The sequence below is a fragment of the Saccharopolyspora sp. NPDC002376 genome, from assembly GCF_053593195.1.
The window spans coordinates 63,864-89,784 of the sequence record NZ_JBSFBZ010000030.1 but is presented as its reverse complement, the minus strand read 5'-3'; the positions used below and the strand labels follow the sequence as shown (position 1 = coordinate 89,784).

Annotated in this window: 24 protein-coding genes and 1 pseudogene; 17 read left to right on the top strand and 8 right to left on the bottom strand. The window is 69.6% G+C overall.

Annotated features, from left to right (window positions below; all coding sequences use genetic code 11):
• The 11 genes from ACWCO2_RS20905 to ACWCO2_RS20855 all read left to right on the top strand — a co-directional run.
• Positions 1-164 (top strand): DUF3152 domain-containing protein (locus ACWCO2_RS20905; protein WP_450129421.1); only part of this gene is annotated, 164 nt, incomplete at its 5' end.
• Between the two features lie 72 nt (positions 165-236).
• A complete protein-coding gene (locus ACWCO2_RS20900) occupies positions 237-1,565 on the top strand; it encodes a purine-cytosine permease family protein (RefSeq protein WP_450129418.1) in 1,329 nt (442 codons plus the stop codon).
• Between the two features lie 50 nt (positions 1,566-1,615).
• Positions 1,616-3,160, top strand: a complete 1,545-nt coding sequence (locus ACWCO2_RS20895) for a hydantoinase/oxoprolinase N-terminal domain-containing protein (RefSeq protein WP_450129417.1) — start codon at positions 1,616-1,618, stop codon at positions 3,158-3,160.
• A 2-nt stretch (positions 3,161-3,162) separates the two neighbouring features.
• Positions 3,163-4,233, top strand: coding sequence for a DUF917 domain-containing protein (locus ACWCO2_RS20890; protein WP_450129416.1), 1,071 nt, complete (start codon positions 3,163-3,165; stop codon positions 4,231-4,233).
• Positions 4,230-5,330: a DUF917 domain-containing protein gene (locus tag ACWCO2_RS20885; protein ID WP_450129415.1), complete on the top strand. Its 1,101-nt coding sequence runs from the start codon at positions 4,230-4,232 to the stop codon at positions 5,328-5,330. Before ACWCO2_RS20890 ends, ACWCO2_RS20885 begins: the two co-directional genes overlap by 4 nt.
• A 172-nt stretch (positions 5,331-5,502) precedes the next feature.
• Positions 5,503-6,816, top strand: a complete 1,314-nt coding sequence (locus ACWCO2_RS20880) for a GH1 family beta-glucosidase (RefSeq protein WP_450129414.1) — start codon at positions 5,503-5,505, stop codon at positions 6,814-6,816.
• Positions 6,813-8,051 (top strand): MFS transporter, encoded by a 1,239-nt coding sequence (locus ACWCO2_RS20875; protein WP_450129413.1) that lies wholly within the window; start codon positions 6,813-6,815, stop codon positions 8,049-8,051. Before ACWCO2_RS20880 ends, ACWCO2_RS20875 begins: the two co-directional genes overlap by 4 nt.
• A gap of 25 nt (positions 8,052-8,076) precedes the next feature.
• Positions 8,077-9,144, top strand: a complete 1,068-nt coding sequence (locus ACWCO2_RS20870; protein WP_450129412.1) for a DUF917 domain-containing protein — start codon at positions 8,077-8,079, stop codon at positions 9,142-9,144.
• The gene (locus ACWCO2_RS20865) at positions 9,141-10,646 is read left to right on the top strand and encodes a PucR family transcriptional regulator (RefSeq protein ID WP_450129411.1); all 1,506 of its coding nucleotides are present in this window, start codon (positions 9,141-9,143) and stop codon (positions 10,644-10,646) included. The genes ACWCO2_RS20870 and ACWCO2_RS20865 overlap by 4 nt, the downstream gene beginning before the upstream one ends.
• Positions 10,647-10,975: 329 nt before the next feature.
• Positions 10,976-12,019: a peroxidase-related enzyme gene (locus tag ACWCO2_RS20860; RefSeq protein WP_450129410.1), complete on the top strand. Its 1,044-nt coding sequence runs from the start codon at positions 10,976-10,978 to the stop codon at positions 12,017-12,019.
• A 445-nt stretch (positions 12,020-12,464) separates the two neighbouring features.
• Positions 12,465-13,208 carry a dienelactone hydrolase family protein gene (locus ACWCO2_RS20855; protein WP_450129409.1) on the top strand — a complete coding sequence of 248 codons (744 nt, stop codon included), beginning with the start codon at positions 12,465-12,467 and terminating at the stop codon, positions 13,206-13,208.
• On the opposite strand, the pseudogene ACWCO2_RS20850 reads toward ACWCO2_RS20855, so the two are convergent.
• Positions 13,163-13,933: pseudogene (locus ACWCO2_RS20850) on the bottom strand (isocitrate lyase/PEP mutase family protein). The gene ACWCO2_RS20855 and the pseudogene ACWCO2_RS20850 sit on opposite strands and share 46 nt — an antisense overlap.
• A 64-nt stretch (positions 13,934-13,997) precedes the next feature.
• On the opposite strand from ACWCO2_RS20850, the gene ACWCO2_RS20845 reads away from it, so the two are divergent.
• Positions 13,998-14,708: an ArsR/SmtB family transcription factor gene (locus ACWCO2_RS20845; protein ID WP_450129408.1), complete on the top strand. Its 711-nt coding sequence runs from the start codon at positions 13,998-14,000 to the stop codon at positions 14,706-14,708.
• 110 nt (positions 14,709-14,818) lie between these two features.
• Here ACWCO2_RS20845 and ACWCO2_RS20840 read toward each other — a convergent pair whose 3' ends face one another.
• Positions 14,819-15,562 (bottom strand): SDR family NAD(P)-dependent oxidoreductase, encoded by a 744-nt coding sequence (locus ACWCO2_RS20840; RefSeq protein WP_450129407.1) that lies wholly within the window; start codon positions 15,560-15,562, stop codon positions 14,819-14,821.
• A 67-nt stretch (positions 15,563-15,629) separates the two neighbouring features.
• Here ACWCO2_RS20840 and ACWCO2_RS20835 point away from each other — a divergent pair, with 67 nt between their 5' ends.
• The gene (locus tag ACWCO2_RS20835; RefSeq protein ID WP_450129406.1) at positions 15,630-16,736 is read left to right on the top strand and encodes a winged helix DNA-binding domain-containing protein; all 1,107 of its coding nucleotides are present in this window, start codon (positions 15,630-15,632) and stop codon (positions 16,734-16,736) included.
• Between the two features lie 77 nt (positions 16,737-16,813).
• Positions 16,814-17,629 (top strand): SAM-dependent methyltransferase, encoded by an 816-nt coding sequence (locus tag ACWCO2_RS20830; protein WP_450129405.1) that lies wholly within the window; start codon positions 16,814-16,816, stop codon positions 17,627-17,629.
• 53 nt (positions 17,630-17,682) lie between these two features.
• Here the strand turns inward: ACWCO2_RS20830 and ACWCO2_RS20825 are convergent, their stop codons facing one another.
• The 5 genes from ACWCO2_RS20825 to ACWCO2_RS20805 form a co-directional block, all read right to left on the bottom strand.
• On the bottom strand, positions 17,683-18,306 hold the full coding sequence (locus tag ACWCO2_RS20825) for a GTP-binding protein (protein WP_450129404.1): 624 nt from the start codon (positions 18,304-18,306) through the stop codon (positions 17,683-17,685).
• Positions 18,287-18,838 carry a DUF742 domain-containing protein gene (locus ACWCO2_RS20820; RefSeq protein WP_450129403.1) on the bottom strand — a complete coding sequence of 184 codons (552 nt, stop codon included), beginning with the start codon at positions 18,836-18,838 and terminating at the stop codon, positions 18,287-18,289. The genes ACWCO2_RS20825 and ACWCO2_RS20820 overlap by 20 nt, the downstream gene beginning before the upstream one ends.
• A 7-nt stretch (positions 18,839-18,845) precedes the next feature.
• Complete coding sequence (locus ACWCO2_RS20815) at positions 18,846-19,271, bottom strand: roadblock/LC7 domain-containing protein (protein WP_450129402.1); 426 nt, start codon at positions 19,269-19,271, stop codon at positions 18,846-18,848.
• Between the two features lie 54 nt (positions 19,272-19,325).
• Complete coding sequence (locus ACWCO2_RS20810) at positions 19,326-22,166, bottom strand: nitrate- and nitrite sensing domain-containing protein (RefSeq protein WP_450129401.1); 2,841 nt, start codon at positions 22,164-22,166, stop codon at positions 19,326-19,328.
• Positions 22,167-22,615: 449 nt separating this feature from the next.
• The gene (locus ACWCO2_RS20805; protein WP_450129400.1) at positions 22,616-22,744 is read right to left on the bottom strand and encodes a hypothetical protein; all 129 of its coding nucleotides are present in this window, start codon (positions 22,742-22,744) and stop codon (positions 22,616-22,618) included.
• A gap of 27 nt (positions 22,745-22,771) precedes the next feature.
• Between ACWCO2_RS20805 and ACWCO2_RS20800 the strand changes: the two genes are divergently transcribed.
• The 3 genes from ACWCO2_RS20800 (at position 22,772) to ACWCO2_RS20790 (ending at position 25,541) form a co-directional block, all read left to right on the top strand.
• Positions 22,772-23,299 (top strand): DUF485 domain-containing protein, encoded by a 528-nt coding sequence (locus tag ACWCO2_RS20800; RefSeq protein WP_450129399.1) that lies wholly within the window; start codon positions 22,772-22,774, stop codon positions 23,297-23,299.
• The gene (locus ACWCO2_RS20795) at positions 23,296-24,891 is read left to right on the top strand and encodes a solute symporter family protein (protein ID WP_450129398.1); all 1,596 of its coding nucleotides are present in this window, start codon (positions 23,296-23,298) and stop codon (positions 24,889-24,891) included. Before ACWCO2_RS20800 ends, ACWCO2_RS20795 begins: the two co-directional genes overlap by 4 nt.
• A 293-nt stretch (positions 24,892-25,184) precedes the next feature.
• Positions 25,185-25,541 (top strand): hypothetical protein, encoded by a 357-nt coding sequence (locus ACWCO2_RS20790; RefSeq protein ID WP_450129397.1) that lies wholly within the window; start codon positions 25,185-25,187, stop codon positions 25,539-25,541.
• Between the two features lie 56 nt (positions 25,542-25,597).
• On the opposite strand, the gene ACWCO2_RS20785 is transcribed toward ACWCO2_RS20790, so the two are convergent.
• Entirely contained in the window at positions 25,598-25,888 is a 291-nt protein-coding gene (locus ACWCO2_RS20785; protein WP_450129396.1) for a YrhK family protein, read from the bottom strand.
• Positions 25,889-25,921: the final 33 nt, after the last annotated feature.

Sequence of the window (25,921 nt, the reverse complement as noted above, 5' to 3'; positions counted from 1 at the left end):
TGTCGTTCCAAGGCGACATCGGCGACTACCGCCGCTACGCGATCAACCACGAGGTCGGCCACGTCTTCGGCAACAAGCACGTCGGCACAGTGTTCGAGCACTGTTACGCACTCACGACCATATGTGCAGGATGCACTTCGCACGCACTCCAACTGTGCACTTGACCTAGTGACGACGGATTGACCAGGGCTTACGTTGTCCGCCAACCGCCCCTCCGAGTCCACCCGAGGAGTCCCATGGCTTCATCCGTCGGGGTCGACGACTACGCGCTGACCAGGGTGCCCGACCACGCGCGCTACTCCTGGTGGTCCGTTGCCGTGCAGCGGTTCGGCCAGATCTCCGCGCTGACCCAGTTCCTGCTCGGCGCCGCGCTCGGTTTCGGTATGAGCTTCTGGGACGCCTTCCTCGCGCTGACCCTGGGCGCCGTGATCCTGGAGGTCGTGGCGATCTTCGTCGGGATCATGGGCGCCCGCGAAGGCCTGTCCACCTCGATGCTGGCTCGCTGGACCGGGTTCGGCCGCGCCGGATCCGCGCTGATCGGACTGGCCATCGCGATCAGCCTGATCGGCTGGTTCGGCATCCAGTCCGCAGTGTCGGCCAGGGGCCTGGTCGCGCTGATCGGCGGCCTACCGGAGTGGGGCTGGGCGCTGGTGTTCGGCCTGCTCGTCACCGCCATCGTGCTGCGCGGCTTCCGCTCGATGGCCTGGGTCGCCTACGTGTCCGTGCCCGCCTTCCTGATCCTGGTCGGCTGGTCGATCGGCGTGGAGCTCACGCAGCACGACATCGGCGCGCTGATGTCCTCCGCGCCGCCCGGCCCGCAGCTGTCGCTGCTCGAAGGCACCACGCTGGTCGCCGGCGGTTTCATCACCGGTTCGGTGATCACGCCCGACATGACCCGCTTCAATCGCACCGTCGGCGACGTCGTCAAGCAGACGCTGGTCGGCATCACCCTCGGCGAATACGTGATCGGCCTGGCCGGGGTGCTGCTCGCGCACGCCGTGCGGTCCGCCGACATCACCACCATCGTCACCTCGTCGGTCGGCTGGGTCGGGATCCTGGTCATCGTCGCAGGCACGCTGAAGATCAACGACTGGAACCTGTACTCCTCCGGGCTGGGCCTGGTGAACTTCGTCGGCACGGTCTTCGGCAAGAAGCTCAACCGCGGCGTGGCGACCGCGATGTTCGGCGTGATCGGCAGCGTGCTGGCCGCGGTCGGAATCCTCGACCAGTTCACCGACTTCCTGACCGTGCTCGGGGTGGCGTTCCCGCCGATCGGCGGGATCATGGTCGCCGAGTACTTCATCGTCCGCCTCTGGAGGGGCGAGCTCGACGCCTCGCGGGCGCGGGGCGAGATCCCGGACTCGTCGCCGAACTGGGTGCCCGCGACGCTGGTCATCTGGCTGGTCTCCGCGCTGTTCGGCGGATTCGTGGAGATCGGGCTGCCGAGCATCAACTCGCTGGTCCTCGCCTTCGCCCTCTACGTCGTCGCCGGGAAGCTCGGTCTCATCCGCGGCGTCGGCACCACCCGGTCCGAAACCGACCTCGTGAGTGCGAAAACCGGCTAGAACCGGCTTTCGCACTCACGACCACTTGATCAAGACGAAGGAGTTCGGACTTGCGTATCGGCATTGATGTCGGCGGCACCAACACCGACGCCGTCCTGCTGGACGGCACGAAGGTGCTCGCCGCGGTGAAGCTGAGCACCACCACCGATGTCACGTCCGGCATCGTCGCCGCCATCGACGGTCTCCAGCAGCAGCACGCGTTCGACCCGGCCGGGGTGCGCGCGGTGATGATCGGCACCACGCACTTCATCAACGCGCTCATCGAGGCCCGCCGGTTGGCTCCGACCGCGGCTGTGCGGCTCAGCCTGCCCGCCGGTGCGTCGCTGCCGCCGATGGTGGACTGGCCGGAGCGGCTGGTCGACGCCGTGTCCGGGCGCAGCTACCTGTGCCACGGCGGGCACGAGTTCGACGGTCGGCACATCGCCGAGCTGGACGAGGCCGAACTGCGCAAGGCCATCGACGACATGGGCCGCAACGGGGTGCGCAGCGTCGCGATCACCTCGGTGTTCTCCCCGGTCAACCACGACTTCGAGCAGCGCGCCGCGGAGCTGATCGCCGCCGAGCTGCCGGACGTGGCGATCTCGCTGTCCCACGAGATCGGCCGGATCGGCCTGCTGGAGCGGGAGAACGCCACGGTCATCAACGCCGCGCTGCGGGAGCTGGCGGCCAACATCGTGGACGGGCTGGCCGCGTCGGTGACCGGTGCGGGCATCACCGCGCCGCTGTACCTGAGCCAGAACGACGGCACCCTGATGGACGTCGACTTCGCGCGCCGCTACCCGGTCGCGACCTTCGCCTCCGGCCCGACCAACTCGATGCGCGGCGCTGCCGTGCTCTCCGGCCTCGACACCTGCGCGGTGATCGACGTCGGCGGTACCACCAGCGATGTCGGCGTGCTCAACCAGGGCTTCCCGCGCGAGGCGACCACCGCGGTCAGCGTGGCCGGGATCCGCACCAACTTCCGGATGCCGGACGTGCTGTCCATCGGCATCGGCGGCGGCAGCCTGGTGCGCGGCGAACCGGTGACCGTCGGCCCCGATTCGGTGGGCTACCAGCTGACTTCCAAGGCGCTGGTGTTCGGCGGGGACACGCTGACCGCGACGGACATCGCGGTGGCCGCCGGGCGCGCCGAGATCGGCGATCCGTCGCTGGTCAAGCACTTGGACAAGGACATGGTGCGCGCCGCGTTGGAGCGCATCGCCGCGGACAACGCCGACGCGGTCGAGCGGATGCGGACCTCCGCCGAGCCGCTTCCGGTGGTCGCCGTCGGCGGTGGTTCGGTGCTGCTGCCCGACGAGCTGGGCGACGCCGGTGAGGTGCACCGGCCGGAGAACTACGCGGTGGCCAACGCCATCGGGGCCGCGATCGCGCAGATCGGCGGCGAGGTGGACCGGGTGTACGCGATCGATCCGGGCCAGCGCGACTCGGTGGTCGACGAGGCCAAGCAGGAGGCGGTCGACCGGGCGGTGGCCGCCGGAGCCAGTCCCTCCACAGTGGACATCGTGGACTTCGACGAGGTGCCCATCCCGTACCTGCCGGGCAACGCGACCCGGATCCGGGTGAAGGCCGTCGGCGACCTGCAGCTGGAGGCATGATCATGCACGAGATCGCACTTTCCGACCTGGACGACATCGCCCGCGGCGCAGCCATCCTCGGCACCGGCGGCGGCGGTGACCCGCACATCGGCCGACTGCTGGCCAGCGCCTCCCTGCACGAGCACGGCGCGGTTTCACTGACACCGCTGGCGGACGTGCCGGCGGATGCCGCGGTGCTGCCGGTGGCGATGATGGGCGCGCCGACCGTGATGGTCGAGAAGCTGCCGTCGATCGAGCAGATCGGCCTGGCCGCCCGCACCCTCGCCGAGTACCTCGGCCGCGAGCTCACCCACATCGCGTGCGCCGAGGCCGGCGGCGTCAACTCGCTGATCCCGGTTGCCGCCGCCGCGCAGCTGGGCCTGCCGCTGATCGACGGCGACGGCATGGGGCGCGCGTTCCCGGAGATCCAGATGGTGCTGCCGACGCTGCACGGCATTCGGGCCACGCCGATGTCCATCGCCGACGAGAAGGGCAACCGCGCCGTTCTGGACACAGTGGACAACCACTGGGCGGAGCGGCTGGCCCGCAGCGCCACCATCGACATGGGCTGCTCGGCGATGATCAGCAGCTTCGCCATGACCGGCGAGCAGGCCCGAGAATCCCTGGTGCCGGGCACCCTGACGTTGTGCGCTGAGCTGGGCAGGCTGGTGCGCACCGCGCAGGCTGAGCACCACGATCCGGTGGACGCCGTGGTCGGCCGGCTGGGCGGGCAGCGGCTGTTCACCGGCAAGGTCGTCGACGTCTCGCGGCGCACCGTGTCCGGCTTCGCCCGCGGTGAGGCTCGACTGGTCGGCATGGACGGCGACAGCGGGACCGAGCTGGTGCTGCAGTTCCAGAACGAGCACCTCGTCGCCGAGCGCGAGGGCACCGTGCTGGCCTCGGTGCCGGACCTGATCTGCGCGCTGGACCGGGAATCCGGCGAGGCGGTCACCACCGAGGCGATGCGCTTCGGCCAGCGGGTCGCGGTCATCGCCGCGCCCGCCGACCCGCGCTGGCACACCCCGGAGGGCCTGGAGCTGGCCGGACCGCGCTACTTCGGCTACGACATCGACCTGGTGGGAGTCGGGCGGTGAGCTGGCAGCTGACCGAGGAGCACCTGGTCGACCTGGCCCGCGGCGCGGCCGTGCTGGGCACCGGAGGCGGCGGCGATCCGCACGTGGGCCGGTTGCTCGTCCAGCAGGCGATCCGCGAATCCGGGCCGATCACCGTGCTCGATCCGTCCGAAGTGGACGACGACGCACTCGTGATTCCGACGGCGCAGATGGGTGCACCCACCGTGGTGCACGAGAAGATCCCGAGCGGCGAGGAACCGGTGGCCGCGCTGCGCGCGTTGGAGGCCTACCTCGGGGCCGAGGCGGCCGCGACGATGCCGATCGAGTGTGGCGGGATCAACTCGATGATCCCGCTGCTCGTGGCCGCGCGCACCGGACTGCCGGTGGTGGACGCCGACGGCATGGGGCGGGCGTTCCCGGAACTGCAGATGGAGACCTTCGGGGTCTACGGCGTGACCGGTTCGCCGATGGCCGTGGCCGGCGAGCGCGGCGAGACAGCGGTGATCGACGCGGGCGCCGACAACGCGCGGATGGAGTGGCTGGCGCGCGGCGTCACCATCCGGCTGGGCGGGGTCGCGCACATCGCCGAGTACTCGATGAGCGGCGCGGACGTGAAGCGGACCGCGATCCCGCGCACGCTCACGCTGGCGCACACCGTCGGCAAGGCGATCCGCGAAGCCCGCGAGCGCAACGCCGATCCGGTCGCGCACCTCGGCGAGGTGCTGAAGGGAACCCTGTACGGGCACCTGCGGGTGCTGTTCCGGGGCAAGGTCTCGGACGTCGAGCGGCGCACCGAAGCCGGGTTCGCGCGCGGGCGCGCGGCGGCGGTGTCCTTCGACGGTGCGCACTCGCTGGATCTGGAGTTCCAGAACGAGAACCTGGTGGCGCTGGTCGACGGCGAGGTGCGGTGCGTGGTGCCGGACCTCGTGTGCGTGCTGGACTCCGAGCAGGCGGAACCGATCACCACCGAATCCCTGCGCTACGGCCAGCGGATCACGGTCATCGGCATCTCCACCCCGGACCTGATGCGCACCCCGGAAGCCCTCGCGGTCTTCGGCCCGACCGCCTTCGACCTGCCCTACGCCTTCCAACCCGTCGAAGAACTCGTCGGCCCCTGATCCTCGCGGGTGGCGATGGCCGCACGCTCCATCGCCACCCGCGAGCGCCATTCCGCCTCACCACCTGAACCGCGCTGAGGTCTGGCCACTCACCTCTTGACTTGGACGCCAGCCCACGACACCCTGGCTGAACCCGAAACATCTTCATGTTTTTTGCGTGGAGGAGCGGTTCATGACGAGCTTTCCACCTGACTTCACCTGGGGCGTGGCCGCGGCGGCCTACCAGGTCGAGGGCGCTGCGAGCGAGGGCGGGCGCACCCCGTCGATCTGGGACTCCTTCGCCCGCACCGAGGGCACCACGGCGGACGGTTCCACCGGCGACGTCGCGTGCGACCACTACCACCGGTTCACCGAGGACGTGGCGCTGATGGCCGACCTCGGAATCGACTCCTACCGGCTGTCGGTGTCCTGGTCGCGGGTCGTCCCCGACGCCTCCGGCAAGCCGAACCCGGCCGGACTGGACTTCTACGACCGACTGCTGGATTCCTTGGCGGACAAGGGGATCAGCCCGGCGGTGAACCTCTTCCACTGGGACCTGCCGCAATGGTTGCAGGACGCGGGCGGCTGGCAGGACCGGGACACCGTCGCGCGGTTCGCCGAGTACGCGGAGATCGTCGCCGGACGACTGGGCGACCGGGTCGGCACCTGGTCCACGATCAACGAGATGTTCGAGCACTTCGCGCTCGGACACGTGACCGGCGAGCACGCGCCGGGGCTGTCCGTGCCGCTGGACGAGGCCGCCGGGGTCGTGCACCACCTGCTGCTGGCCAGCGGCCACGCCGCGCGGGTGCTCCGGGAACGCGGTCGGCTGATGGGGATCACCAGCTACGCCCCGGCACGCCCGCACACCGGCTCGGACGCCGACCGCGACGCAACCGCGCTCTACGACGTCCTGCAGAACCGGCTGTTCACCGACCCGGTGCTGCTCGGCCGGTACCCCGCGGAGCTCGAACCGCTCATCGAGCCGTTCGTCGCGGACAACGACATGGCGGTCATCCACACCCCGCCGGACCTGTGGGGCGTCAACTACTACTCGATCAACTCCGTCCGGGCCACCGAGGGCGAGGTTCCCCTCGAAGTCCTCGCGCCACAGGGGTTCCCGCGCACCGCGTTCGGTTGGGCCGTCGCGCCGGAGGGGCTCACCGAGATCTTGACCGCGCTGCACGAGCGCTACGCCGAACACCTCCCCCCACTGGTGATCACCGAGAACGGTTGCGCCTACGACGACACCGTCGACGCCGAGGGCAGGTGCGACGACCCGGAACGCGTCGCGTACCTGTCCGCGCACCTGGACGCGGTGCGCGCGGCGATGGACGCCGGGGTGGACGTGCGCGGGTACTACGTGTGGTCGTTGCTGGACAACTTCGAGTGGGCGGAGGGATACACCAAGCGGTTCGGGCTGGTGCACGTCGACTACGAGACCCAGCGGCGCACCCCGAAGACGTCGTTCGGCTGGTACCGCGACCAGATCGCAGCATCGCGATGACCACGGACCCGGACGGTCTCGGCGAACCGACCGAACGGGTGCCGACCCGCTGGGTGCTGGCGTTCTCACTGGCCACGGTCGGCACGTTCGTCGGCTGGTACGGGCCGTTGCAGATCCTGCTCGCGAAGCAGGCCGACGCGTTCTCCCCCGGTAGCAAGGAAGCCGTGCTCGCGGTCGCGGCCGGGATCGGCGCGCTGTTCTCGATGCTGGCCAACCCGATCTGGGGCGCGCTCTCGGACCGCACCGCTTCCCGCTTCGGCAGGAGGATTCCGTGGGTCGCGGTGGGCACGCTCGGCGGAGTCACCGGGTTGCTGCTGATGGCCGCGGCGCAGGACGTGGTGGGCATGATCGCCGGGTGGTGCCTGGTGCAGACCGCGCTCAACGCACCGTTCGCCGCACTGTCCGCCGCCATCCCGGACCAGGTGCCGCAGCAGCAACGCGGCACCGCGGGCGGGTACTTCGGCGTCGCGCAGACATTCGGGATCATGGCCGGTACTGGGCTCGCGGTCGCGGGCGGCGGAATCGTCGGCGGATACCTCGCGTGCGCGGTGTTCGTCTTGCTCTCGCCGGTGCCGTACGTGCTGCTGCGGCGGGACCGGGTGCTGCCGGCGGAACTGCGCCCGCCGTGGAGCTGGCGCGCGTTCTTCGCCGGGTTCTGGCTCGACCCGACCCGACACCGCGACTTCGCGTGGGCGTGGCTGACCCGGTTCCTGATCAACCTGAGCAACTCGATCACGTTGCTCTACCTGCTGTTCTACCTCGAGGACGCGGTGGGCCTGCCCGATCCGGGCGGCGGTGTGCTGGTCCTGACGGTGATCGACGCGGTGACCGTGCTGATTTCGGTGATGGTCGCCGGGATCTGGTCGGACCGGATCGCCAACCGACGCGTCTTCGTGGCCTGGTCCGGCGTGATCATGGCCGTCGCCGGGTTCCTGCTCGCGGGCTGGCAGACCTGGACGGGCGCGGTCGTCGCGGCGCTGGTCCTCGGCATCGGGTTCGGCGCGTACACGTCCGTCGACTTCGCGCTGATCACCCAGGTGCTCCCGGAGGCTCTGGATCGCGGCAAGGACCTCGGCGTGATCAACATCGCCAACGCGCTCCCCCAGGTGCTGGCACCGGCCGTCGCCGCGCCGATCGTCGCGCACCTCGGCGGCTACCCCGTGCTGTACACCGTCGCCTCCGTCATCGCGCTCGTCGGCGGGGTGCTGGTCTACCGGGTCAAGACCGTTCGCTGAGGCCGTCCGCGCTCAGTTCGCGCTGATGGGGGAGGCTGTTGGCGTGCGCATCGGCCTTGCGGACGTGCCCGCGCTGGAGCGGGGCGTTTCGCTGCTCGGGTCCGGTGGTGGCGGCGACACCGTCACCGCCGCCGCTCTGCTGCGCGCGCGACTCGGCGCTGGATGTCGGGCAGCGCTCACACCGGTCGACGAGGTGGCCGTTGATGCTCAGGTCGTGCCGATCGGCGTGATCGGGGCGACCGCTGTGTTCGCCGAGAAGTTGCCCAGCGGGGCGGAGTTCCGGGCCGCGATCGCCGCGATCGAGCGGTGGACCGGTCGCGGCACCGACGCGCTGGTGTCGATCGAGGTCGGCGGGCTCAACGGGGTCATGCCGCTGGTCGTGGGCGGTCAGCTGGACCTGCCGGTGGTGGACGCGGACCTGTCGGGGCGCGGCGTGCCTCGACTCGACCAGCTCTCCCTCGCTGCTGCGGGCAAAGGACTGACACCCGTCGTGCTGGCTGAGCCCGGCGGGCAGGTGCTGGTCCTCGCTGAAGCGACCTCGACCGAGGTGGAGCGGACCGCGCGCGCGTTCCTCGCCGGTTCCGGTGGCTGGGCGGTCCTCGCGCTCGCCCCGATCCCGGCGTCCGAGCTTCCGCAGTGCGCGATCCCGGCCACCGTGAGCTCCGCGATTTCCCTGGGGAGACAGGCACTTTCGATGGATCCCGAAGACCTCGCAGAAGCCACCGGCGGACGGGTGCTCGGGCAGGGCCGGGTAGTCGAGGTGTCGCGGCGGCCGGGCCCCACCGGGTTCGCCCAGGGCAGCGCGACGGTCCTGGACCACCGGACCCGGTCGCTGCTCCGGCTGGAGATGGAGAACGAGTACCTGGTCGCGATGCGCGACGGCGAACCGGTCGCGTCCACACCGGACGTTCTCGCCGTGCTCGACCACCGCACCGGCGTGCCGGTCCAGTGCGACGTCCTCCGCCAAGGCGTCGAGGTCGCCGTCCTGCAGCTGCCCGCCGCCGCGTTCTGGACCGATCCCCGCCGCCTGCCGGTGCTGGCGCCGCGTGCCTTCGGCATCGACTGCGACCCGGTCCTGCTGGAGGTGCGGTGAGCATCAGCGTGCGCCGCCTGCTCGCGGTGCCGGAGTGGCGCGGGTCGGTGCAGGTGCTGGCGGGCGACGTCGACCGCGTCGTGCGGCTGGTCCGGCCGATGGCGCCCGACCACACCGTCGAACCCGGCGAACTCGTGGTGGTGCAGTCGATCCCGGCCACCGACTGGCGCATCGACGCGCTGATCCGCCGGGTCGCCGACGGCGATGGCGCCGGAGTGCTGCTACCGGCCGGTGGCCTGCTGGAAACCACCCGCCTGCTCGCCGAACGGCTCGGCGTCCCGCTGCTGGCCACGACCGCATCACCGCTGGACCTGCTGGTCTCGGCCCGACTGCTGCTGGCCGCGCCGACGCTCGACCGCGCGGACCTGGTGCTGGCCACCCACGAAGCGCTCGGCCCACGCATCCGCCCGCCGGAAGAGGTCGTCACGACCCTGCAGGAGCTGCTCGACGCATCGGTCGCCCTGCTCGACGACAGCGGCGCGCTGATCACCGGCGAACTCCCCCACGCCACCGAAGTCCGCGTGCACGAACCGGTCCCGCAGAGCGCCCAGCTCGACGAAGGCGTGCTGCTTGCGCACCCGGTGCTGCTCCTGGACACCGCCCGCCCGGCACTCTGGCTGGCCGCCGAGCTCCCCGAACGCAGCGCCGCTCGCGCCGACGCCGTGCCACCGGCGCTGTCGGTCGCCGCTGCCGCGGTGCAGCGCTGGCTGCTCTCCAACCGGCTCGAGCTCGAACGCGACGCCAGGTCGAAAAGCGCGCTGTTGGGCGATCTCCTGCGCCTGGACGACGAGCCCACCGCCGACCTGCGCCGCCGCGCGGCCGATGCGGGCTGGAGCCTCGGCGGCTGGCACATCGGCATCCGCATCGGCACTGAATCCACAGTGGACACGGTCGCGCGGGCACGGGAAGTCGAGCGGGTGCTGCACGCCGGAGGCGTCGACGCGGTGGTGGTCGAGCACGGCGACGGCTGGACCGGCTGGGTCACCTTCGAGCAGGAGCCGACGGCCGACCGCGTGCGGTCGCTGGCCGCGCAGCTGCGCACCGTCACCCGCGAACTCCAGCGAACCCTGGACGCGCACATGGGCGTCGGCCGCCCGCACCCGCAGGCCGACGGGCTGGCGACCACGATCGCCGAGGCCACCGACGCCGCGCGGCTGGCCAGGACCCGCCCCGAATCGGGCCGCTTCCTGCACGTCGACCAGCTCGGCATGGCCCAGCTGCTGCTGGAGTGGACCCGCACGGACACCTTCGAACCCGCGGCCCGCGCGCTCATCGCGCCGCTGCGCGGCCAACCCGGCGACCTGGTCCGCACGCTGGCCGCTTACCTGGACGCGGAGTCGTCGATCGCGGAGACCGCGGCGGTGCTCGGCGTGCACCGCAACACGGTCGCGGCCCGCATCGAACGCATCGAGCGTCTCCTCGCCGTCGACCTGCACCACCGCGACGAACGCCTGGCCCTGCACCTCGCCTGCCGCGCCGTCGGAAGCACCGAAGGGTCGTGAGTGCGTAGCAGTGTTCGAGCACTGTCAGTGCCTGTTTTTGATCCTTTGCCTTTGATGCGCCGCAGGCGCATAGCCCACCCTCGACGCTTGCACCGCCGCGGGTTCTCAGCATTCGGCCTGGCGAGGACGGCCCCACTGCCGTGTATTGGCCATACATCAAGTTGGGCACCCGCAGACCAGGCTGACGCTGAGGTTCCGCTACCCGCACCGCCACGCAAAACGAGCCTGGAAACAGGTTCTTAGGCACTCACGACCCGGGCACTGGTGGAGCCGGTCACGCTCGGTGGAAAACTACGCGAGGAAAGCCGATCAACCGGACAAGGATGCTTATGACGACCGCAAGCAGTGTCCGCGCCGATGCGGTGCTGGCCGTGCTTCGACCGGACGTGCGCGAGCTGACCGCGAACGTCGACGCCGCGGTGCTCCGCCCGGCCGACCAGTCCGCGCTCGACCGGGCCGACCGAACCCGGATCGCGCTCCGCGTCGCGCTGGTCAACGACGAGCAGGACCACGCCGACGAGCTAGCGGCGGAACTCGACTCGCTGGCCGGCGAGGGTGCCGCCGACGTCGTCCGGGACGTCGAGCGCTGGGCGGAGCTGTCCGAGCCGCAGCAGGCGCTGCTCGCGCACTGCGAGCAGGTCGCGCTGGACCCGGCGGACGTGAGCGTCGCCGAGATCGGCGAGCTGCGGGAGCAGGGCTTCGACACGGCGCAGGTCGTGGCGGCCGCGCAGGTCGTGGCGGCGACCAGCTTCCGGATCCGGTTGCTGCGCGGGCTGCGGCTGGTCGAGGAGGCCGACGGCGGATCGGTCGCGCAACCGGAGAACAGCATCGAGGTCGGGTCCACCGCGGACGGCTGCGAGCTGCCGACGCCGGACGAGGCGTTCCCGCAGATGCGCTGGGTCCCGTGGGTGGAGGCGGACTCGTTCGACGTGGCGCTGCGCCACGACCCGGAAGCTCTGGAAGCGTGCAGCGCGATCTACAACGCGATCATGAGCGACCCGGCTGAGCTGGCCATCGCCGATCGCGAGCTGGCCGCGCTCGCCGCGTCCCTGCGCACCGGCTGCGAGCTCTCCTCCGGCGTCCACGGCCGCCGCCAGGTCGAGCTGTCCGACGACCGGGTCACCTCGGTGGCCCTGGCGGAGGCGGGCCCGGCATCGGTCCCCGACCAGCGCCAACGCGCGATCGTCGACGCGGCGGGCGCCCTGTCCCCCACCCCGACGGCCCTGACGCCGGAGCACATCGCCCGTCTCCGCGAGGTCGGCCTGACCTCCGAAGGCATCCGCGACCTAATCGCGGTGGCGGCCGTGAGCGCCTGGACCAACCGCCTCGCGATGACCCTCGGCAACGCCACCACCCGCGAAGCCGACTGGTGACGATCTGAGGAGTCCGCACTTCCCGCACGCGCCCGACACATGCGGGCGTGTCGTACTCCGACATGCCGACGGGTGTGGACAACTCGCCCACCCTGGGGATGAATCACTCAATTTCCATTGAGGTTTTTCCAGGCTCGTTTTGCGTGGCGGTGCCGGTTGCGGGGGTGGGCTATGCGCCTGCGGCGCATGCGCCCCGCGCTGCGCGGTGTCGGTCGTGCTTCGCGGTCACCAGCCGGACAGGATGAAAAGGGCTCATTGAAATCGCACGTCCAATTTCAATGGAACTTGCGGGAGGTCGCGGACTCCTCGCTCCGGGCGGGCCCCCGAGCCGGTTCCGCCGCAGACATCACCGGGCTGTCACTGGTCCGGGGACAGCCCGATTCCCCTGCGTGTCGGGGGTCGTGCGGCTGGGTAGTCGGAGCTTGCAGAACCGGAGGAGGCTCACATGGTTCAACTCGCGACCGAGCCGGTGATCGTCAAGACCCCCGGGGGCGACCTCGAAGGGGATCTCGTCGTGCCACCGCCTGCCCGGGCGGTGGTCCTGTTCGCGCACGGTTCCGGGAGCTCCCGGCACAGCCCCCGCAACCGCGCCGTCGCAGAATCGCTGCAGGGCGCCGGATTCGGCACCATGCTGCTCGACCTGCTCACCCCCGAGGAGGCCAAGTTCGACCAACACACCCACGAACTGCGCTTCGACATCGACATGCTCGCCGAACGCCTGGTACCCGCAATCGACCAGCTCAGCGCCTGGGCATCGACCCAGCGCATGCCGGTCGGGCTGTTCGGCGCCAGCACCGGCGCGGCCGCCGCCCTGAAGGCCGCCGGACGCCGGCCGGACCGCGTCGCCGCCGTGGTGTCGCGCGGCGGCCGTCCTGATCTCGCCGGCGAAGGCCTGGATTCGGTGCAGGCCCCGACGCTGCTGATCGTCGGTGGCGACGACCGCGAGGTGCTCAACCTCAACCGCCAGGCGGTCGAGCTGCTCACCTCGCTACCGCTGACCGACGTCAAGATCGAGATCGTGCCGCATGCCGGTCACCTGTTCGAGGAACCCGGTGCGCTGGAACGGGTCGCAGAACTCGCCGCCGACTGGTTCCGCACCTACCTCGGCGCCGGGGTGTCGCACCCGACCGGACCGGACGGCGGTCACTGGAAACCCCCGGAACCGCGTCGCCGACCACCGACGACGTAGTCCTGCACAGCTGAATAACCCGGAACACCTGACGGCACAGGGGAACCATCGCGAACGGCACGCGCAGTCGTGACGGCGCTGTGCAGTGCCGCGCGGTACAGCAGCGAGCCCATGCTCACTCGCCGAACTCCGAGCGCGGCGAGTTCCTCGATGCGTTGTCCTGGCTGGAAGAGGATGTTGACCGGCACGCGGACCGCATGCACCAGCGCGCGGATGTCGCCGGCAGCGCTCATGCCCGGCACGAAGATGCCGTCCGCCCCAGCCGCCACGTAGCGCTCGGCGCGGTCGATCGTGTCGCTGAGCGACGGCTGCCCGAGCCAGTAGGTGTCGGTGCGCGCGTTGAGGAAGAGACCGGGCGCGCGCCGCTTCACCTCGGCGATGAGTTCCTACTGGTGGACGGGGTCGCCGAGACCGTCCTCCAGGTTGATCCCGGCAACGCCCAGCTCGGCGAGTTCTTCAGCGATCCCGGCCGGATCGCCGAATCCCGTCTCGACGTCGACGCTGATCGGGCGGGGCAGATCGACCAGTCGCCGGGCGAGCTCGACCGTCTGCGCGCGGGTGCGCCCTTCCCCGTCCGGTTCGCCGTGCGCGGCGGCCACCCCGAGGCTGGTCGTGCCGATCGCGGCGAAGCCCTCGTCGACGAGCGCTGCGGCGGAGGCGAAGTCCCAGGCGTTCGGCAGCAACAACAGCCCGTCCTGGTGGAGTGCGTGGAATTCTCCCGACATGCCGCCACGGTAGGGCCCCAACGCTTCGGCGCCCGCCGAAGTGTTGTCGACGCAGAATGGCGGCATGACCATCGAACGCGACGTGGCCCGGCTCGCCGGACTTCTCGCCGACCAGACACGGGCGGTCTTCTGCCTAGCGATGCTGGACGGGCGCGCGTGGACCGCGACCGAGCTGGCCGGGCACGCGGGTGTCGCGGTGTCGACGGCCAGCGAGCACCTGAACCGGCTGGTCGAGGGCGGTCTGCTCACCGAACGCCGCCAAGGCAGGCACCGCTACGTGCAACTGGCGAACGCGCAGGTCGCCGACCTCCTCGAGTCGTTCATCAGCTACCTAGGCCCGACTCAGCAACCGCCGACCGGGCTGCGCGCGGTCAGCGCCTCGGCGGCGCTGGCCAACGGCCGCACCTGCTACGACCACCTCGCCGGACGCCTCGGCGTGGCGATCACCGACGCCATGACCACGGCCGGACGCCTCGACCAGACCGACGGCTTCTCTCTGACCGACACCGGTTTCACCTGGCTGACCAGCACTCTGGGCATCGCCGAAGCGGACCTCCGCAGCACCCGCCGCCCGCTGGCCCGCCCATGCCTGGACTGGACCGAACGCCGCTCGCATCTGGCGGGCAGCGCGGGTGCGCACCTGCTGCGCAGCTTCCTCGCCCACGGCTGGATCAAACGAATCGGCACCAGCCGAGCGGTCCGCCTCACCCCCACCGGAACCACCGCCCTCCGCGACCACCTCGCGCTCGACCCACAAGCGCTCAACCTGCCGTAAACCACAGTTTCAATTGAAACTGTGATCCGCCGTGGGTGAGATTTACAGTTTCAATTGAAACTGTGTTCAGTCGCGACTGAAACCTGCAGTTTCAATTGAAACTGTGGAAATCAGCGGGGCATGCGGCGCCAGATGGCCTGCGGGACCAGGCGCATCGCCGCGAACACCCAACGCAGGATTCCGGGAACCCACACCACTCGACGGCCCCGGCGGAGCGCCGAGACGGTCGCGTCGGCGACCTGGTCGGGAGTGCTGGACCACGGCGCCGGGCTCATGCCTTGAGTCATCCGGCCGATGACGAATCCCGGTCGCACGATCAGCAGTTCCACGCCGCTACCGACCAGCGCGTCGGACAGGCCGTTGGCGAAGCCGTCGAGCCCGGCCTTCGCCGAGCCGTACACGTAGTTCGCGCGGCGCACCCGCACGCCGGCCACGGACGAGAACACCACGATCCGACCGCTGCCCTGCTCACGCAGGAGGTTCGCCAGGTGGGTCAGGACGCTGATGTGCGCGACGTAGTCGGTGTGCACGATCTCGATCGCGTGCGCTGCTTCTCGTTCCGCGCGCTCCTGGTCGCCGAGCAGCCCGAAGGCGGTCACCGCGACGTCGATCGGGCCGTGCTCGTCGACGATGCCGCGCAGCAGCTCCTCGTGGCTGCTCACGTCGTCCGCGTCGAACTCCGCCCGCGCCACCTCGGTCGCGCCCACCTCGCGGAGCAGCGCTTCCTCCGCGTCGAGGTCCGCGGACCGCCGCGCCGCCAGCACCACCTTGGTGCACCCCTGCTTGACCAGGCGCTCCGCGACCGCCACGCCGATCTCACTGCGGCCCCCGAGGACCAAAACCGCTCCACTCATCGCGGTCAGTGTGCCACCGCCCGATGTCGGTGCGCCCACGTACTGTCCCGTCGGCGGAAGGAGACCGATGCCCGTCCTCACCCAGCGCCAGCTAAACCGCGCGACGCTGCACCGGCAGCTCTTGCTGCACCGATCGGAGAAGTCCCCGATCGAAGTGGTGGAGCACTTGGTCGGGATGCAGGCGCAGGCACCGTTCCCGCCGTACTTCGGCCTGTGGACCCGGCTGACCGACTTCCAACCCGATGACCTGGCGCAACGGCTGCTGGACCGGAGCGTGGTCCGCATCGTGCTGATGCGCGGCACGGTGCACCTGGTCTCCGCCGAGGACTGCTTGCAGCTGCGGCCGCTGGTGCAGTCGTTCCTGAACCGCAACGTGCACAGCAACACCGAGCACCGCGGGGAGTTCGCCGGACTCGACTACACCGAACTCACCACCTTCGGCCGGAAGCTGCTGGACGAGCAGCCCCGCACCGCGGCCCAGTTGCGCCCGCTGCTCGCCGAGCGCTGGCCAGACCGGTCCCCGGCGGCGCTGGCGTTCGCGGTGCGGAACCTGGTGCCGCTGGTGCAGATCCCGCCGCGCGCGATCTGGGGGCAAAGCGGCCAGCCGGTCTACGCGACGGCCGAAACCTGGCTCGGCCGCCAACTCGCCGAATCGCCTCCGCTCGGCGAGGTGCTCCGCCGTTACCTCTCCGCGTTCGGCCCGGCCAGCGTCGCGGACATGCAGACCTGGTCCGGCCTGCGCGGGCTGAAGGACGTGGTGCGCGAGTTAGACCTGCGCAGCTTCCGCGACGACAACGGGCGCGAGCTGCTGGACCTGCCGGACGCCCCGCTCCCGGACCCGGAACTGCCGAGCCCGCCGCGCTTCCTGCCCCCGTTCGACAACCTGCTGCTCTCCCACCAGGACCGCAGTCGCGTCATGTCGCCGGAGGACAGGAAGCGCCTGTTCAGCGTGAAGAACGCGGTGCTGCCCGGCACGATCCTGGTGGACGGCTTCCTGCACGGCACCTGGCAGATCACCCGGAAGCGTGACACTGCGGCGCTGCACATCACCACCTACCGGGAACTGCCCGACGCGGATGCGGAAGCACTGGTGGCGGAAGGCCTCCGGTTGCTGGACTTCGCGGAGCCGGAGGCGGCCGAAAAGACCGTCCACATCACCGAAGACGGACAGTGACGGGTGTTTACCGAACCAACTCCGGCGCTTACCCTGGACTAGATCATTTCTCACCTCGGACCGAGCGGACCCACGACATGGCAGAAGTTGACCGGCCGCAGATCGACACCACCAAGCCCAGCATCGCGCGGGTCTACGACGCGTTCGTCGGCGGCAAGGACAACTTCGAGGTCGACCGCCAGGTCCTGCGGCAGATCCAGCAGATCGCCCCGGAGGCCATCGAGGTCGGCCGACTGTGCCGGGCCTGGCTGATCCGGGTTGTCCGCTTCCTGGCCGGTGGCGCCGGGATCGACCAGTTCCTCGACCTCGGCTCCGGCCTGCCCACCGCGGAGAACACCCACGAGGCGGCGCAGCGCCTCAACTCCGAGGCCAAGGTCATCTACGTCGACAACGACCCGTCGGTGGCAGCGCACGGCCGCGCGCTGCTCGAGGAGAACGACAACACCCACTTCCTGATGGGTGACCTGCGCGATCCGGCGGCGATCCTGAGCGACCCGATGGTCGCCAAGCACCTGGACCTGAGCCGGCCGGTCGGGCTGATCCAGTGCAACACGCTGCACCACGTGACCGACGAGGAGAACCCCAGCCAGGTCATGCAGTCCTACGTGGACGCACTGGCGCCGGGCTCCTACGTCGCGATCTCTCACCTGTTCAACCCGGCCGACGGCAGCTACTGCGCTGAGTTGGCGGTCAAGTCCCAGGTGCGCTTCAACGAGATGATGGGCAGCTGCTTCTACCGGCGGCGCGAGGAGATCGCGGCGCTGTTCCACGAGCTGGAGATGGTCGAACCGGGCCTGACCTACCTCTTCGACTGGTGGCCCGACGGCCCGCACTTGAGCGAGCCCAGCCCCGAAGCCCACAACCTGCTCGGCGGAGTCGCCCGCAAGCAGTGACCAAAAGGGTCGTGAGCACGTAATTAGTTACGCCCTCACGACCCTTTGGTTTTTCAGGTCATGCGCGAGGTCCAGTGGCGCATCGCGTGCTCCACCAGACCGATCAGCGTGCGCTTGGTCGATTCGCGGTCGCGGGCGTCGCACGGGGCCATCGGCACGTCCGGGCCGATCGCCATCGCCTCGCGGACCTGCTCGATGGAGTGCAGCATCTGCCCGTCGAAGCAGTTCACTCCGACCGTGTAAGGCAGACCGCGGTCCTCGAAGAAGTCGATCGCCGAGAACGAGTCGGCCAGCCGGCGGGTGTCCACCAGCACGACCGCGCCGATCGCGCCCTTGACCAGGTCGTCCCACATGAACCAGAACCGCTGCTGGCCCGGGGTGCCGAACAGGTACAGGATCAGGTCCGAGGCCAGCGTGATGCGGCCGAAGTCCATCGCCACGGTGGTGGTGGCTTTGTTCGGCGTTGCGCCCAGGTCGTCGACGCCGCGACTCGCCTCGGTCATCACCGCCTCGGTGGTCAGCGGCACGATCTCCGATACCGAACCGACGAAGGTCGTCTTGCCGACGCCGAAACCACCGGCCACCACGATCTTTGCCGAGGTAGACGTGGTGCCGGCGCGACTCGCGGCCTGCGGCGTGGTGCCGAGCCTGGGCGCGCTATAGCCGACGGAGTCCACTCAAAACCCTTTCCATCAACACCATGTGTGGTGCGCTACCGCTTTCGCTCACCGTTTGGTGCACGGTAATCAACCCGAGTTCGGCCATGTCCGCCAGCAACACGCGGGCCACCCCGATCGGCACCGACAACAGCGCCCCGACTTCGGCCACCGACCTGGGGTGTTGGCACAGCTCTGCGATTGACTGGTGTTCCAGCCGAACAGCGGTGCCCGGCCGGTACCCCTCCCCGATCGAGACGAGGGTCTCCAGCTCCAGTTTGTGCGAGGACCTGGTTCGCCCACCGGTCCAGGTGTAGGAACGGATGCTCGACGCCGCCGGGGCAGCGGGTTCGTCCGCCGGCTCGTCCAGGTAGGACGATTCCGACGCCTCTTGTTGATCACGGCGCTGCTCATCGTACCGTTCGGCTTCGGAGCGCCCCCCGCGCTTGCGCTTCGCGCTGCCGAAGCTGAACCCGTTGACGACGTCGGCGAAGCCGTTGTCGCCGCTGCTGTCACGTCTTCGCCCTCGTGAGTGCCCCGATCTTCTGCTCATCGCAACCTCACACGAGTGCGCCGGTCGAGCCCTGCAACTGCGAACGGATCTCCGGCGTCAGCATCTGGCCGACGCGCTCCACGAGCATGGTCATCTCGTAGGCGATCAGACCCATGTCGCACTGCGGGGCGGCGAGCACGGTCAGGCAGGAGCCGTCGCTGATGCCCATCTGCAGCAGCGTGCCGCGCTCCATCTCCACGATGGTCTGCACGACCTGCCCGGCCTCGAAGCACTTCGCCGAGCCCTGGGTGAGGCTCAGCAGCCCCGAGGCCACGGCCGCCAGCTGATCCGCCCGGTCCCTGGGCAGGGTCGCCGAAGCGGTCAGCACCAGTCCATCGGCGGAGACCACGATCGCGTGCGCCACACCGGTCACGCGCTCGGTGAAGTCGGTGATCAGCCAGCCGAACCTGCGGGAAATCATCTGAGCAGTCATGCAACCTCCTGTTCGTTGCCGAGGTGATCACGCCTTCGCGCTGCGGACACCATGTCAATCCTCGTCGGTTGCTCGGTGCCGACCGCGGCTCGCACCGCTCTGGAAGTCGGCCAGCCGACCGCGGAGCTTGTCCGCATCGCGCTGGAACATCCCAGTGCTGGTCGGCTCGGAATTCGAGACGCTACCCGGGACCAAGTGCGCCTTCGGGGTGCGGCGCGGCAGTCCGGCGTTGGTGAACGAGCCGGGTTCCGGGTTCACGGCGGCCTCCGCCGCGTCGCGCGCCTTGTCGGCGGCGAAGTTCCACGCGTCGTCCGCACCCACGTCGTGCGGGATCCACGGCTCCGAATCCGCCGGGTCGACCGGGCTGAGCCGGGACTCCGTGGAACCGCCGAACTGCACCCCGTTCTGGGCCAGCCGGCGGCTGATGTCCTCCACGCTCCGGGTCTGCTCGGCCGGTTCGGTCTCGCCGCGCGGCGTGCGACGCGGCAGCCCGGCCTCGGTCAGCGGCAGCGCTACCGGCTCGGCGGGCTCCGGTTTGCGGGGGAACTCGTCCTCCACGCCGGGCCAGCTGAACTCACCGGTCTCGGTCAGCGCCTTCGGCTGCAGTTTCTCGCTCGCTGGCTGGAACCACTGGGTGGAGACTTCCTCGAAGATCGGCGACGCCTCTTCCCGCCGCGCGGCGGGCGGTTCGGCGCCGGGCCAGTCGAAGTCTCCGGGGATCGGCCGCGGTTGCTGCGGGATGTCCAGCGGCGCGTCGAACAGGTGCGCCGTCGGCGAGTCCTCCGGTTCCGGGGAGCGCGATTCGAACAGGCTCGACGACCCCGGCTCCTGCCAGGGCGAGGTCTCCGCCGGGATCCGGCTCGGCAGCTCGCCGGACGTCGGCAGCTCGGTGTGCGAATGGCCGTTGCGGCGGGTCGGCAACGGCGAAGCCGCGGGCGCGCTGGGGGTGGGCAGCACCGATCCGGTGTCGATCGGAACCACGTGCTCGGCCGGGATCGCCACGGTCGCGCGGACGCCCTCGACGTCCGGACCGCCGTGCAGCTCGACGCCGACGCCGTGCCGCACCGCGAGGCGACCGGCCACGAACAAGCCCATCCGCCGAGAGGCGGCGAGGTCGTCCTCGTCGACCGCGGCCAGCCGCTGGTTGGCGCGCGCGAGTTCCGCATCGCCCATGCCGATGCCCACATCGAGCACGTCGAGCACCACCGTGCCGTCGCCAGCCTGGTAGCTGGACACGGTCACCGTGGTGTCCGGAGCGGAGAAGTTCGCCGCGTTGTCCAGCAGTTCGGCCGCCAGGCGCACCAAGTCGCTGGCGGTGTTGCCGCGCAGCTTCAGCGCCGGCGGCGGCTGCACGATGACCCGCGGGTACTGCTCGATCTCGGAGACCGCAGCGCGCAGCACGTCGGCCAGATCGGTGGGCTGGTTGAACCGCCGGGCCAGGTTCTGGCCCGAGAGCACCATCAGGTTCTCGTTGTTGCGGCGCATCCGGGTCGCCAGGTGGTCCAGCTGGAACAACCGGGCGAGCTGGTCGGGGTCTTCCTCATCCTGCTCCAGCTCCTCGAACAGCCGCAGCTGCCGCTCAAGAAGTCCCTGGCTCCGCCGGGAAACGCTGACGAACACGTCGCTGTAGCCGCGTCGCAGGTCGGCCTGCTCGACCGCCAGTCGCAGCGCCTGCTCGTTCACCTCGTCGAAGGCCCGGGCCACCTGACCGACCTCGTCGGTGGTGTCGATCGGAACCGGGCTCACCGCGGCGTCGGCGCGCCGGCCCTGCCGGATCGCGTCGACCGCTGCCGGCAGCTCGTAGTCGGCCGCATCCAGCGCGCTGGTGCGCAGCTCGCGCAGCGAACCGAGCAGCTGGCGGGCGATCACGATGATGATCGTCGCGGCGATGATCAGCGCCGACAGCAGCAGCACTGAGTCCCAACCGGCCGCGTCGCTGGCCTCGTCCTCCAGCTGGGAGGCGCGCGTGCGGACCTCGGCGGCGAGGTCGTCGTGCCCCTGGTCGATCACCTGGACCGAGGCGTCGCTGCCGGAGTTCCAGTCGTCCCGCGCGATCGAGTACTCACCGCTGTAGGTGTCGTCGGTGCTCTCGGTCATGATCGCGCCCAGCATCCGGTTGCGTTCCTGGATCGGCGCGGTGTGCAGCGTCTCGTCCAGCCGCTGCTGCCAGTGCTCGGCGACTGTGGCGCGAGCTTCGCTGATCTTGCCCGCCAATCGGGCGCGCGACCCGTGCAGGGCGTCCAGCGCCTCCGCTTCGAGAGCGCCTTCGCTCAGCCCGGTCAGCACCAGCGCCTGCTGCAGCCGGACTTCCTCGGTCAAGGCCAGCATGTCCTGCATCGCGGTCGCGGTGCTGGACAGGCTCTGGTCGGCGACGCTGCTGGTCAGCGCGCGGTCCAGGGCCATCACGGAGCTGATCACGCCGCTGTAGGCGCCGATCGCCTGGTCCGACTGGAGCTGGTTGCCGCGGACCTGCTGGCGCAACTCGGCGAGCTTGCCCAGCTCCCCCTGGAGTTCGCGGTAGCGGTCCGAGACGACCTGCGCGAAGGCGTCGGACGAGGCGACGACCTCGCCGAGCTCGCCCACCGCGCGGTCCACCTCGGCTACCTGCCGGTCGACGGCACCGGAAGCGCCGTCGCCGGCCAGGAACTCGACCGCGCTGTTGCGTTCCCGCTGCAACCCGTTGATCAGCGGTTCGATCCGGTCCACCGCGTTGAGCACTTCTTCGACGCGGCCGAACTCAGCGGCCCGCTCGACCTGCCAGCGGATCTGCCCGATGCCGAGCGCGACCGCGAAGATGACCGGAACCAGGACGACGGCGCCGAGCTTGATCGGCAGGGACCAGTTGCGCCACTGCACCGCGGCGTCGCGGAGCCGCCCGAACTTCCCCTCGCTCACGAGCGCCCTCCTGGCGTCGAGCTCGGGGCTCCGCGCTGGTCGGTCGCGGTTCGGGGCCTCTCGGGCGAACAATGGTGGGGAGAACGGCGCATGCGTGCGATCCCGCAATCGTCGTCTGGGTGGTCGGGGGTGAAATCCAGCTGTGGACGGGAGGCTACGGGCGCCTGGAATCGCCATGCGGCACTGCGCTGTACCGATGGGTCTCCGACGGCACTCAGCGTCACCATTAGCATCTCCGGTCGGCGTATTCGTGACACCGGTACCGAACCGTTACCTTTCCCGGGGGCGGCTACATTTCACTACCCAAGCACTATAAGCCCCTGGTGAAATGCTAGCACCGGGGGCTTTTTACCATTCGACTACGACAAACAGGGGATGTCACGCCGAGTGGTCAAGGTTGGCGAACACCAGCCACCGTTTTCACTCGTTCAGCCCAGTGCCGAGTCGACTTAGCCGTCCACCCCGCGTCGAAATGCCTGGTCGATCAGATCTGCCGACTTTTCAAAGCTGCTGACCTGGCAGTACCAGACGGTAACCGCGATTCGCGCGGGAACCCGAGGAAGGCCGAGCAGCAGCATCTGAGATCCTGGAAAACGGCTTCCCGCGTGGTGATCAACACACTTTCGATCCCGCGCGGGAAGTGGTTAGAATTCCCCGCCTCCGCCGGCCCGCGCGCGCCCGGCGGGCCCACCGCGAAGTACCAGGAAGGACCCATGAGCAACGCAACGCAATCCGCGCTGCGCGGCGGCCCAGGTGACCAGCCCGGAAATCCGCGGTCGGCCTTCGGCGGAATCGACAAGAGCTCGGTTCGAGACACCCCGGAACAGCTCGATTTCCGCACTATCGAGCAGAGCGAGGAATTCCGCTCGCTACGCCGCCGACTGAAATGGTTCGTTTTCCCGGCAACGGCGTTTTTCCTGATCTGGTACATCGCCTACGTCGCGGTCGCCGCCTACGCCCGGGAATTCATGGCCCGGCCGCTCATCGGCGAGATCAACGTGGGGCTGGTGCTGGGCGTCGCCCAGTTCGTCACCACGGTCGGGCTGACCACCCTCTACCTGCGGTTCGCGCGCCGCCACATCGACCCGAAGGTCGACGAGATCCGACAGGACGCGGGAGAGCTCGAGCGATGAACGACCAGCAGCTGATCCCGGGCGACAGCGCGATCATCAACACCACCGTCTTCGCAGCGTTCGTGCTGGTCACACTGTTCATCGTGTACCGGGTGAGCAGCCGCGGCAGCTCCAGCGACTACTTCGTCGCGGGCAGCGCGTTCAGCGGTGCGCAGAACGGCATCGCACTGTCCGGCGACTACCTGTCCGCCGCGTCGTTCCTGGGCATCGCGGGCGCCATCGCGGTCTACGGCTACGACGGCTTCCTGTACTCCATCGGCTTCCTGGTCGCCTGGCTGATCAACCTGCTGCTGGTGGCCGAGCGGACGCGCAACACCGGCCGCTTCACCATGGGCGACGTGCTCAGCTTCCGGATGCGCCAGCGTCCGGTACGCGCGGCGGCGGCCGCCTCCACGCTGGCCATCACGATCATCTACATGATCGCCCAGATGGCCGGTGCCGGTGGCCTGGTCGCCCTGCTGCTCGACGTGCACAGCGCGTTCGGTCAGGCGCTGGTGATCGCCGTGGTCGGCCTGGTGATGATGGTCTACGTGCTCGTCGGCGGCATGAAGGGCACCACCTGGGTGCAGATCATCAAGGCCGCGATGCTGCTGCTGTGCGTCGCCCTGATCACGATCTTCCTGCTCGGCAAGTTCGGCTACAGCATGACCGACCTGCTGCTTCAGGCCGCGGACAACAACCCGCACGGCAAGGACATCTTCGCGCCGGGCGTGCAGTACGGGAAGTCCGAGCTGACCCAGCTGGACCTCGTGTCGCTGTCGCTGGCGCTGGTGCTGGGCGTGGGCGGTCTGCCCCACGTGCTGATGCGCTTCTACACCGTGCCCAACGCCCGCGAGGCGCGCCGTTCGGTGGCGTGGGCGATCTGGGTGATCGCGGCCTTCTACATCTGCACGCTGATCATCGGCTACGGCGCGGCCGCACTGGTAGGCACCGAGGCCATCCAGTCCGCGCCTGGTGCGGAGAACTCAGCGGCGCCGCTGCTGGCCTACCAGATCGGCGGCACGGTGCTGCTGGGCATCGTCGCTGCGGTCGCCTTCGCCACGATCCTGGCCGTGGTCGCGGGCCTGACGCTGACCGCGTCGGCGTCGTTCGCGCACGACGTCTACGCCAACGTGATCCGCCGTGGCGACGCCGACTCCGACGACGTGGTGAAGGTGGCCCGCATGACCGCGCTGGTGATCGGCGGGGCGTCGATCCTGGGCGGCATCCTGGTCAACGGTCAGAACATCGCGTTCCTGGTCGGTCTGGCGTTCGCCTTCGCCGCCTCGGCGAACCTGTCCACGCTGCTGTACTCGCTGTTCTGGAAGCGGTTCAACACCATGGGCACGCTGTGGGGCATCTACGGCGGGTTGGGCTCCTGCCTGCTGCTGGTGATCTTCTCGCCGGTGGTGTCCGGGTCGCCGGACTCGATCCTGTCCGGCGTGGACTTCGCGTTCTTCCCGCTGAAGAACCCGGGCATCGTGTCCATCCCGTTCTCGTTCATCTGCGGCATCATCGGCACCTTCCTGGGCCGCAGCGACGAGGTGGACGAGGAGCGCAAGGCGGAGATGGAGGTCCGGTCGCTGACCGGCATCGGCTCGCGAGTCGGCTGACGAATCGCACCGGAGGCCCCAGGACCAGCCGTCCTGAGGCCTCCGCCGTTCCAGCACTCAGCGCGTCGGGATCCCGGGCCGCTCCCCCACAGGTGGTGCCCGGTCGACCGAGCCCATCGCGGACCGTCACCGGCCGTTCGGCCGCCGCGCACGAATTCGCTCTACCCAATCGGATACTGCCAAAACCCCGGAATTCTCCATAAAATGGAACTCGACCCGCCCGGGAAAAAGATCGCTTCCGCATTAGCAGGGGGAAATGGTGAGCGATCCGGCGGGCGAAGTGGGGGGACACGATGCGCACCGCCATTCGCAATGCGCTGCTCAGCACGATGGTCGCCGCCGCACTGCCGGTGTCGGGACTGGGCGGACACCTGGGCACGATCGCCGTCGGGATCAAGGACGCGCTGGCCAAGACCGCTGATCAGAGCCAGGCAAGGGACTTCCGGGAGCCCGGCGTGCTGATCCGCTCGGAGCCCAGCACGGCCGCCGATGCGCGGGGTTCGGGAGGCCCCGGCGACCGCGCCACGATCCGCGGTTCGGTGCCCGGGGAAACCGTTCGCTGCGCCGATGGATCGAACAATTCGGAATGGTTCGAAATCACGAATCGTCGCACCTCGGTCAGCGGTTTCGTCAGCGGCTGCTACCTCTGATTCCGACCGAATTCACGCGTCGGCCCTTTCTCTCGGTCGACTTCCGGGTGCGGGGCTCAGAATTCCTGATCCGAGCCCCGCAGCCCTGCTGACCGCAGCCGGCGGAGGTGCACGAAGCGGTTCAGCCGGATCACCGGGCAGATCGCCAGCTCGCAGCTGCCCAGCAGGAACAGCCACGTCCGGGCGGTCGTGGTGGATTCCTGGAAGAACAGCAGGCTGCCGAGGATGAACCACATCGCGATGAGGAAGTCGTTGACGATGCCGACCACCTCGTAGCGCCGCCGGATCACCAGCTCCTCGCACCCGATCCGCAGTACCCACTGCTTCGACTCGGTGGAATCGCTCATCACCCGATGATCCGTTCGGCTCGCGGGACTCGC

Excerpts from the sequence above, each read along its gene's own strand:
- ACWCO2_RS20900 (WP_450129418.1), top strand. The coding sequence starts at position 237 with ATGGCTTCATCCGTCGGGGTCGACGACTACGCGCTGACCAGGGTGCCC.
- ACWCO2_RS20890 (WP_450129416.1), top strand. The coding sequence starts at position 3,163 with ATGCACGAGATCGCACTTTCCGACCTGGACGACATCGCCCGCGGCGCA.
- ACWCO2_RS20880 (WP_450129414.1), top strand. The coding sequence starts at position 5,503 with ATGACGAGCTTTCCACCTGACTTCACCTGGGGCGTGGCCGCGGCGGCC.
- ACWCO2_RS20875 (WP_450129413.1), top strand. The coding sequence starts at position 6,813 with ATGACCACGGACCCGGACGGTCTCGGCGAACCGACCGAACGGGTGCCG.
- ACWCO2_RS20870 (WP_450129412.1), top strand. The coding sequence starts at position 8,077 with ATGGGGGAGGCTGTTGGCGTGCGCATCGGCCTTGCGGACGTGCCCGCG.
- ACWCO2_RS20860 (WP_450129410.1), top strand. The coding sequence starts at position 10,976 with ATGACGACCGCAAGCAGTGTCCGCGCCGATGCGGTGCTGGCCGTGCTT.
- ACWCO2_RS20855 (WP_450129409.1), top strand. The coding sequence starts at position 12,465 with ATGGTTCAACTCGCGACCGAGCCGGTGATCGTCAAGACCCCCGGGGGC.
- ACWCO2_RS20845 (WP_450129408.1), top strand. The coding sequence starts at position 13,998 with ATGACCATCGAACGCGACGTGGCCCGGCTCGCCGGACTTCTCGCCGAC.
- ACWCO2_RS20840 (WP_450129407.1), bottom strand. The coding sequence starts at position 15,562 with ATGAGTGGAGCGGTTTTGGTCCTCGGGGGCCGCAGTGAGATCGGCGTG.
- ACWCO2_RS20835 (WP_450129406.1), top strand. The coding sequence starts at position 15,630 with ATGCCCGTCCTCACCCAGCGCCAGCTAAACCGCGCGACGCTGCACCGG.
- ACWCO2_RS20830 (WP_450129405.1), top strand. The coding sequence starts at position 16,814 with ATGGCAGAAGTTGACCGGCCGCAGATCGACACCACCAAGCCCAGCATC.
- ACWCO2_RS20820 (WP_450129403.1), bottom strand. The coding sequence starts at position 18,838 with ATGAGCAGAAGATCGGGGCACTCACGAGGGCGAAGACGTGACAGCAGC.
- ACWCO2_RS20815 (WP_450129402.1), bottom strand. The coding sequence starts at position 19,271 with ATGACTGCTCAGATGATTTCCCGCAGGTTCGGCTGGCTGATCACCGAC.
- ACWCO2_RS20805 (WP_450129400.1), bottom strand. The coding sequence starts at position 22,744 with ATGCTGCTGCTCGGCCTTCCTCGGGTTCCCGCGCGAATCGCGGTTACC.
- ACWCO2_RS20795 (WP_450129398.1), top strand. The coding sequence starts at position 23,296 with ATGAACGACCAGCAGCTGATCCCGGGCGACAGCGCGATCATCAACACC.
- ACWCO2_RS20790 (WP_450129397.1), top strand. The coding sequence starts at position 25,185 with ATGCGCACCGCCATTCGCAATGCGCTGCTCAGCACGATGGTCGCCGCC.
- ACWCO2_RS20785 (WP_450129396.1), bottom strand. The coding sequence starts at position 25,888 with ATGAGCGATTCCACCGAGTCGAAGCAGTGGGTACTGCGGATCGGGTGC.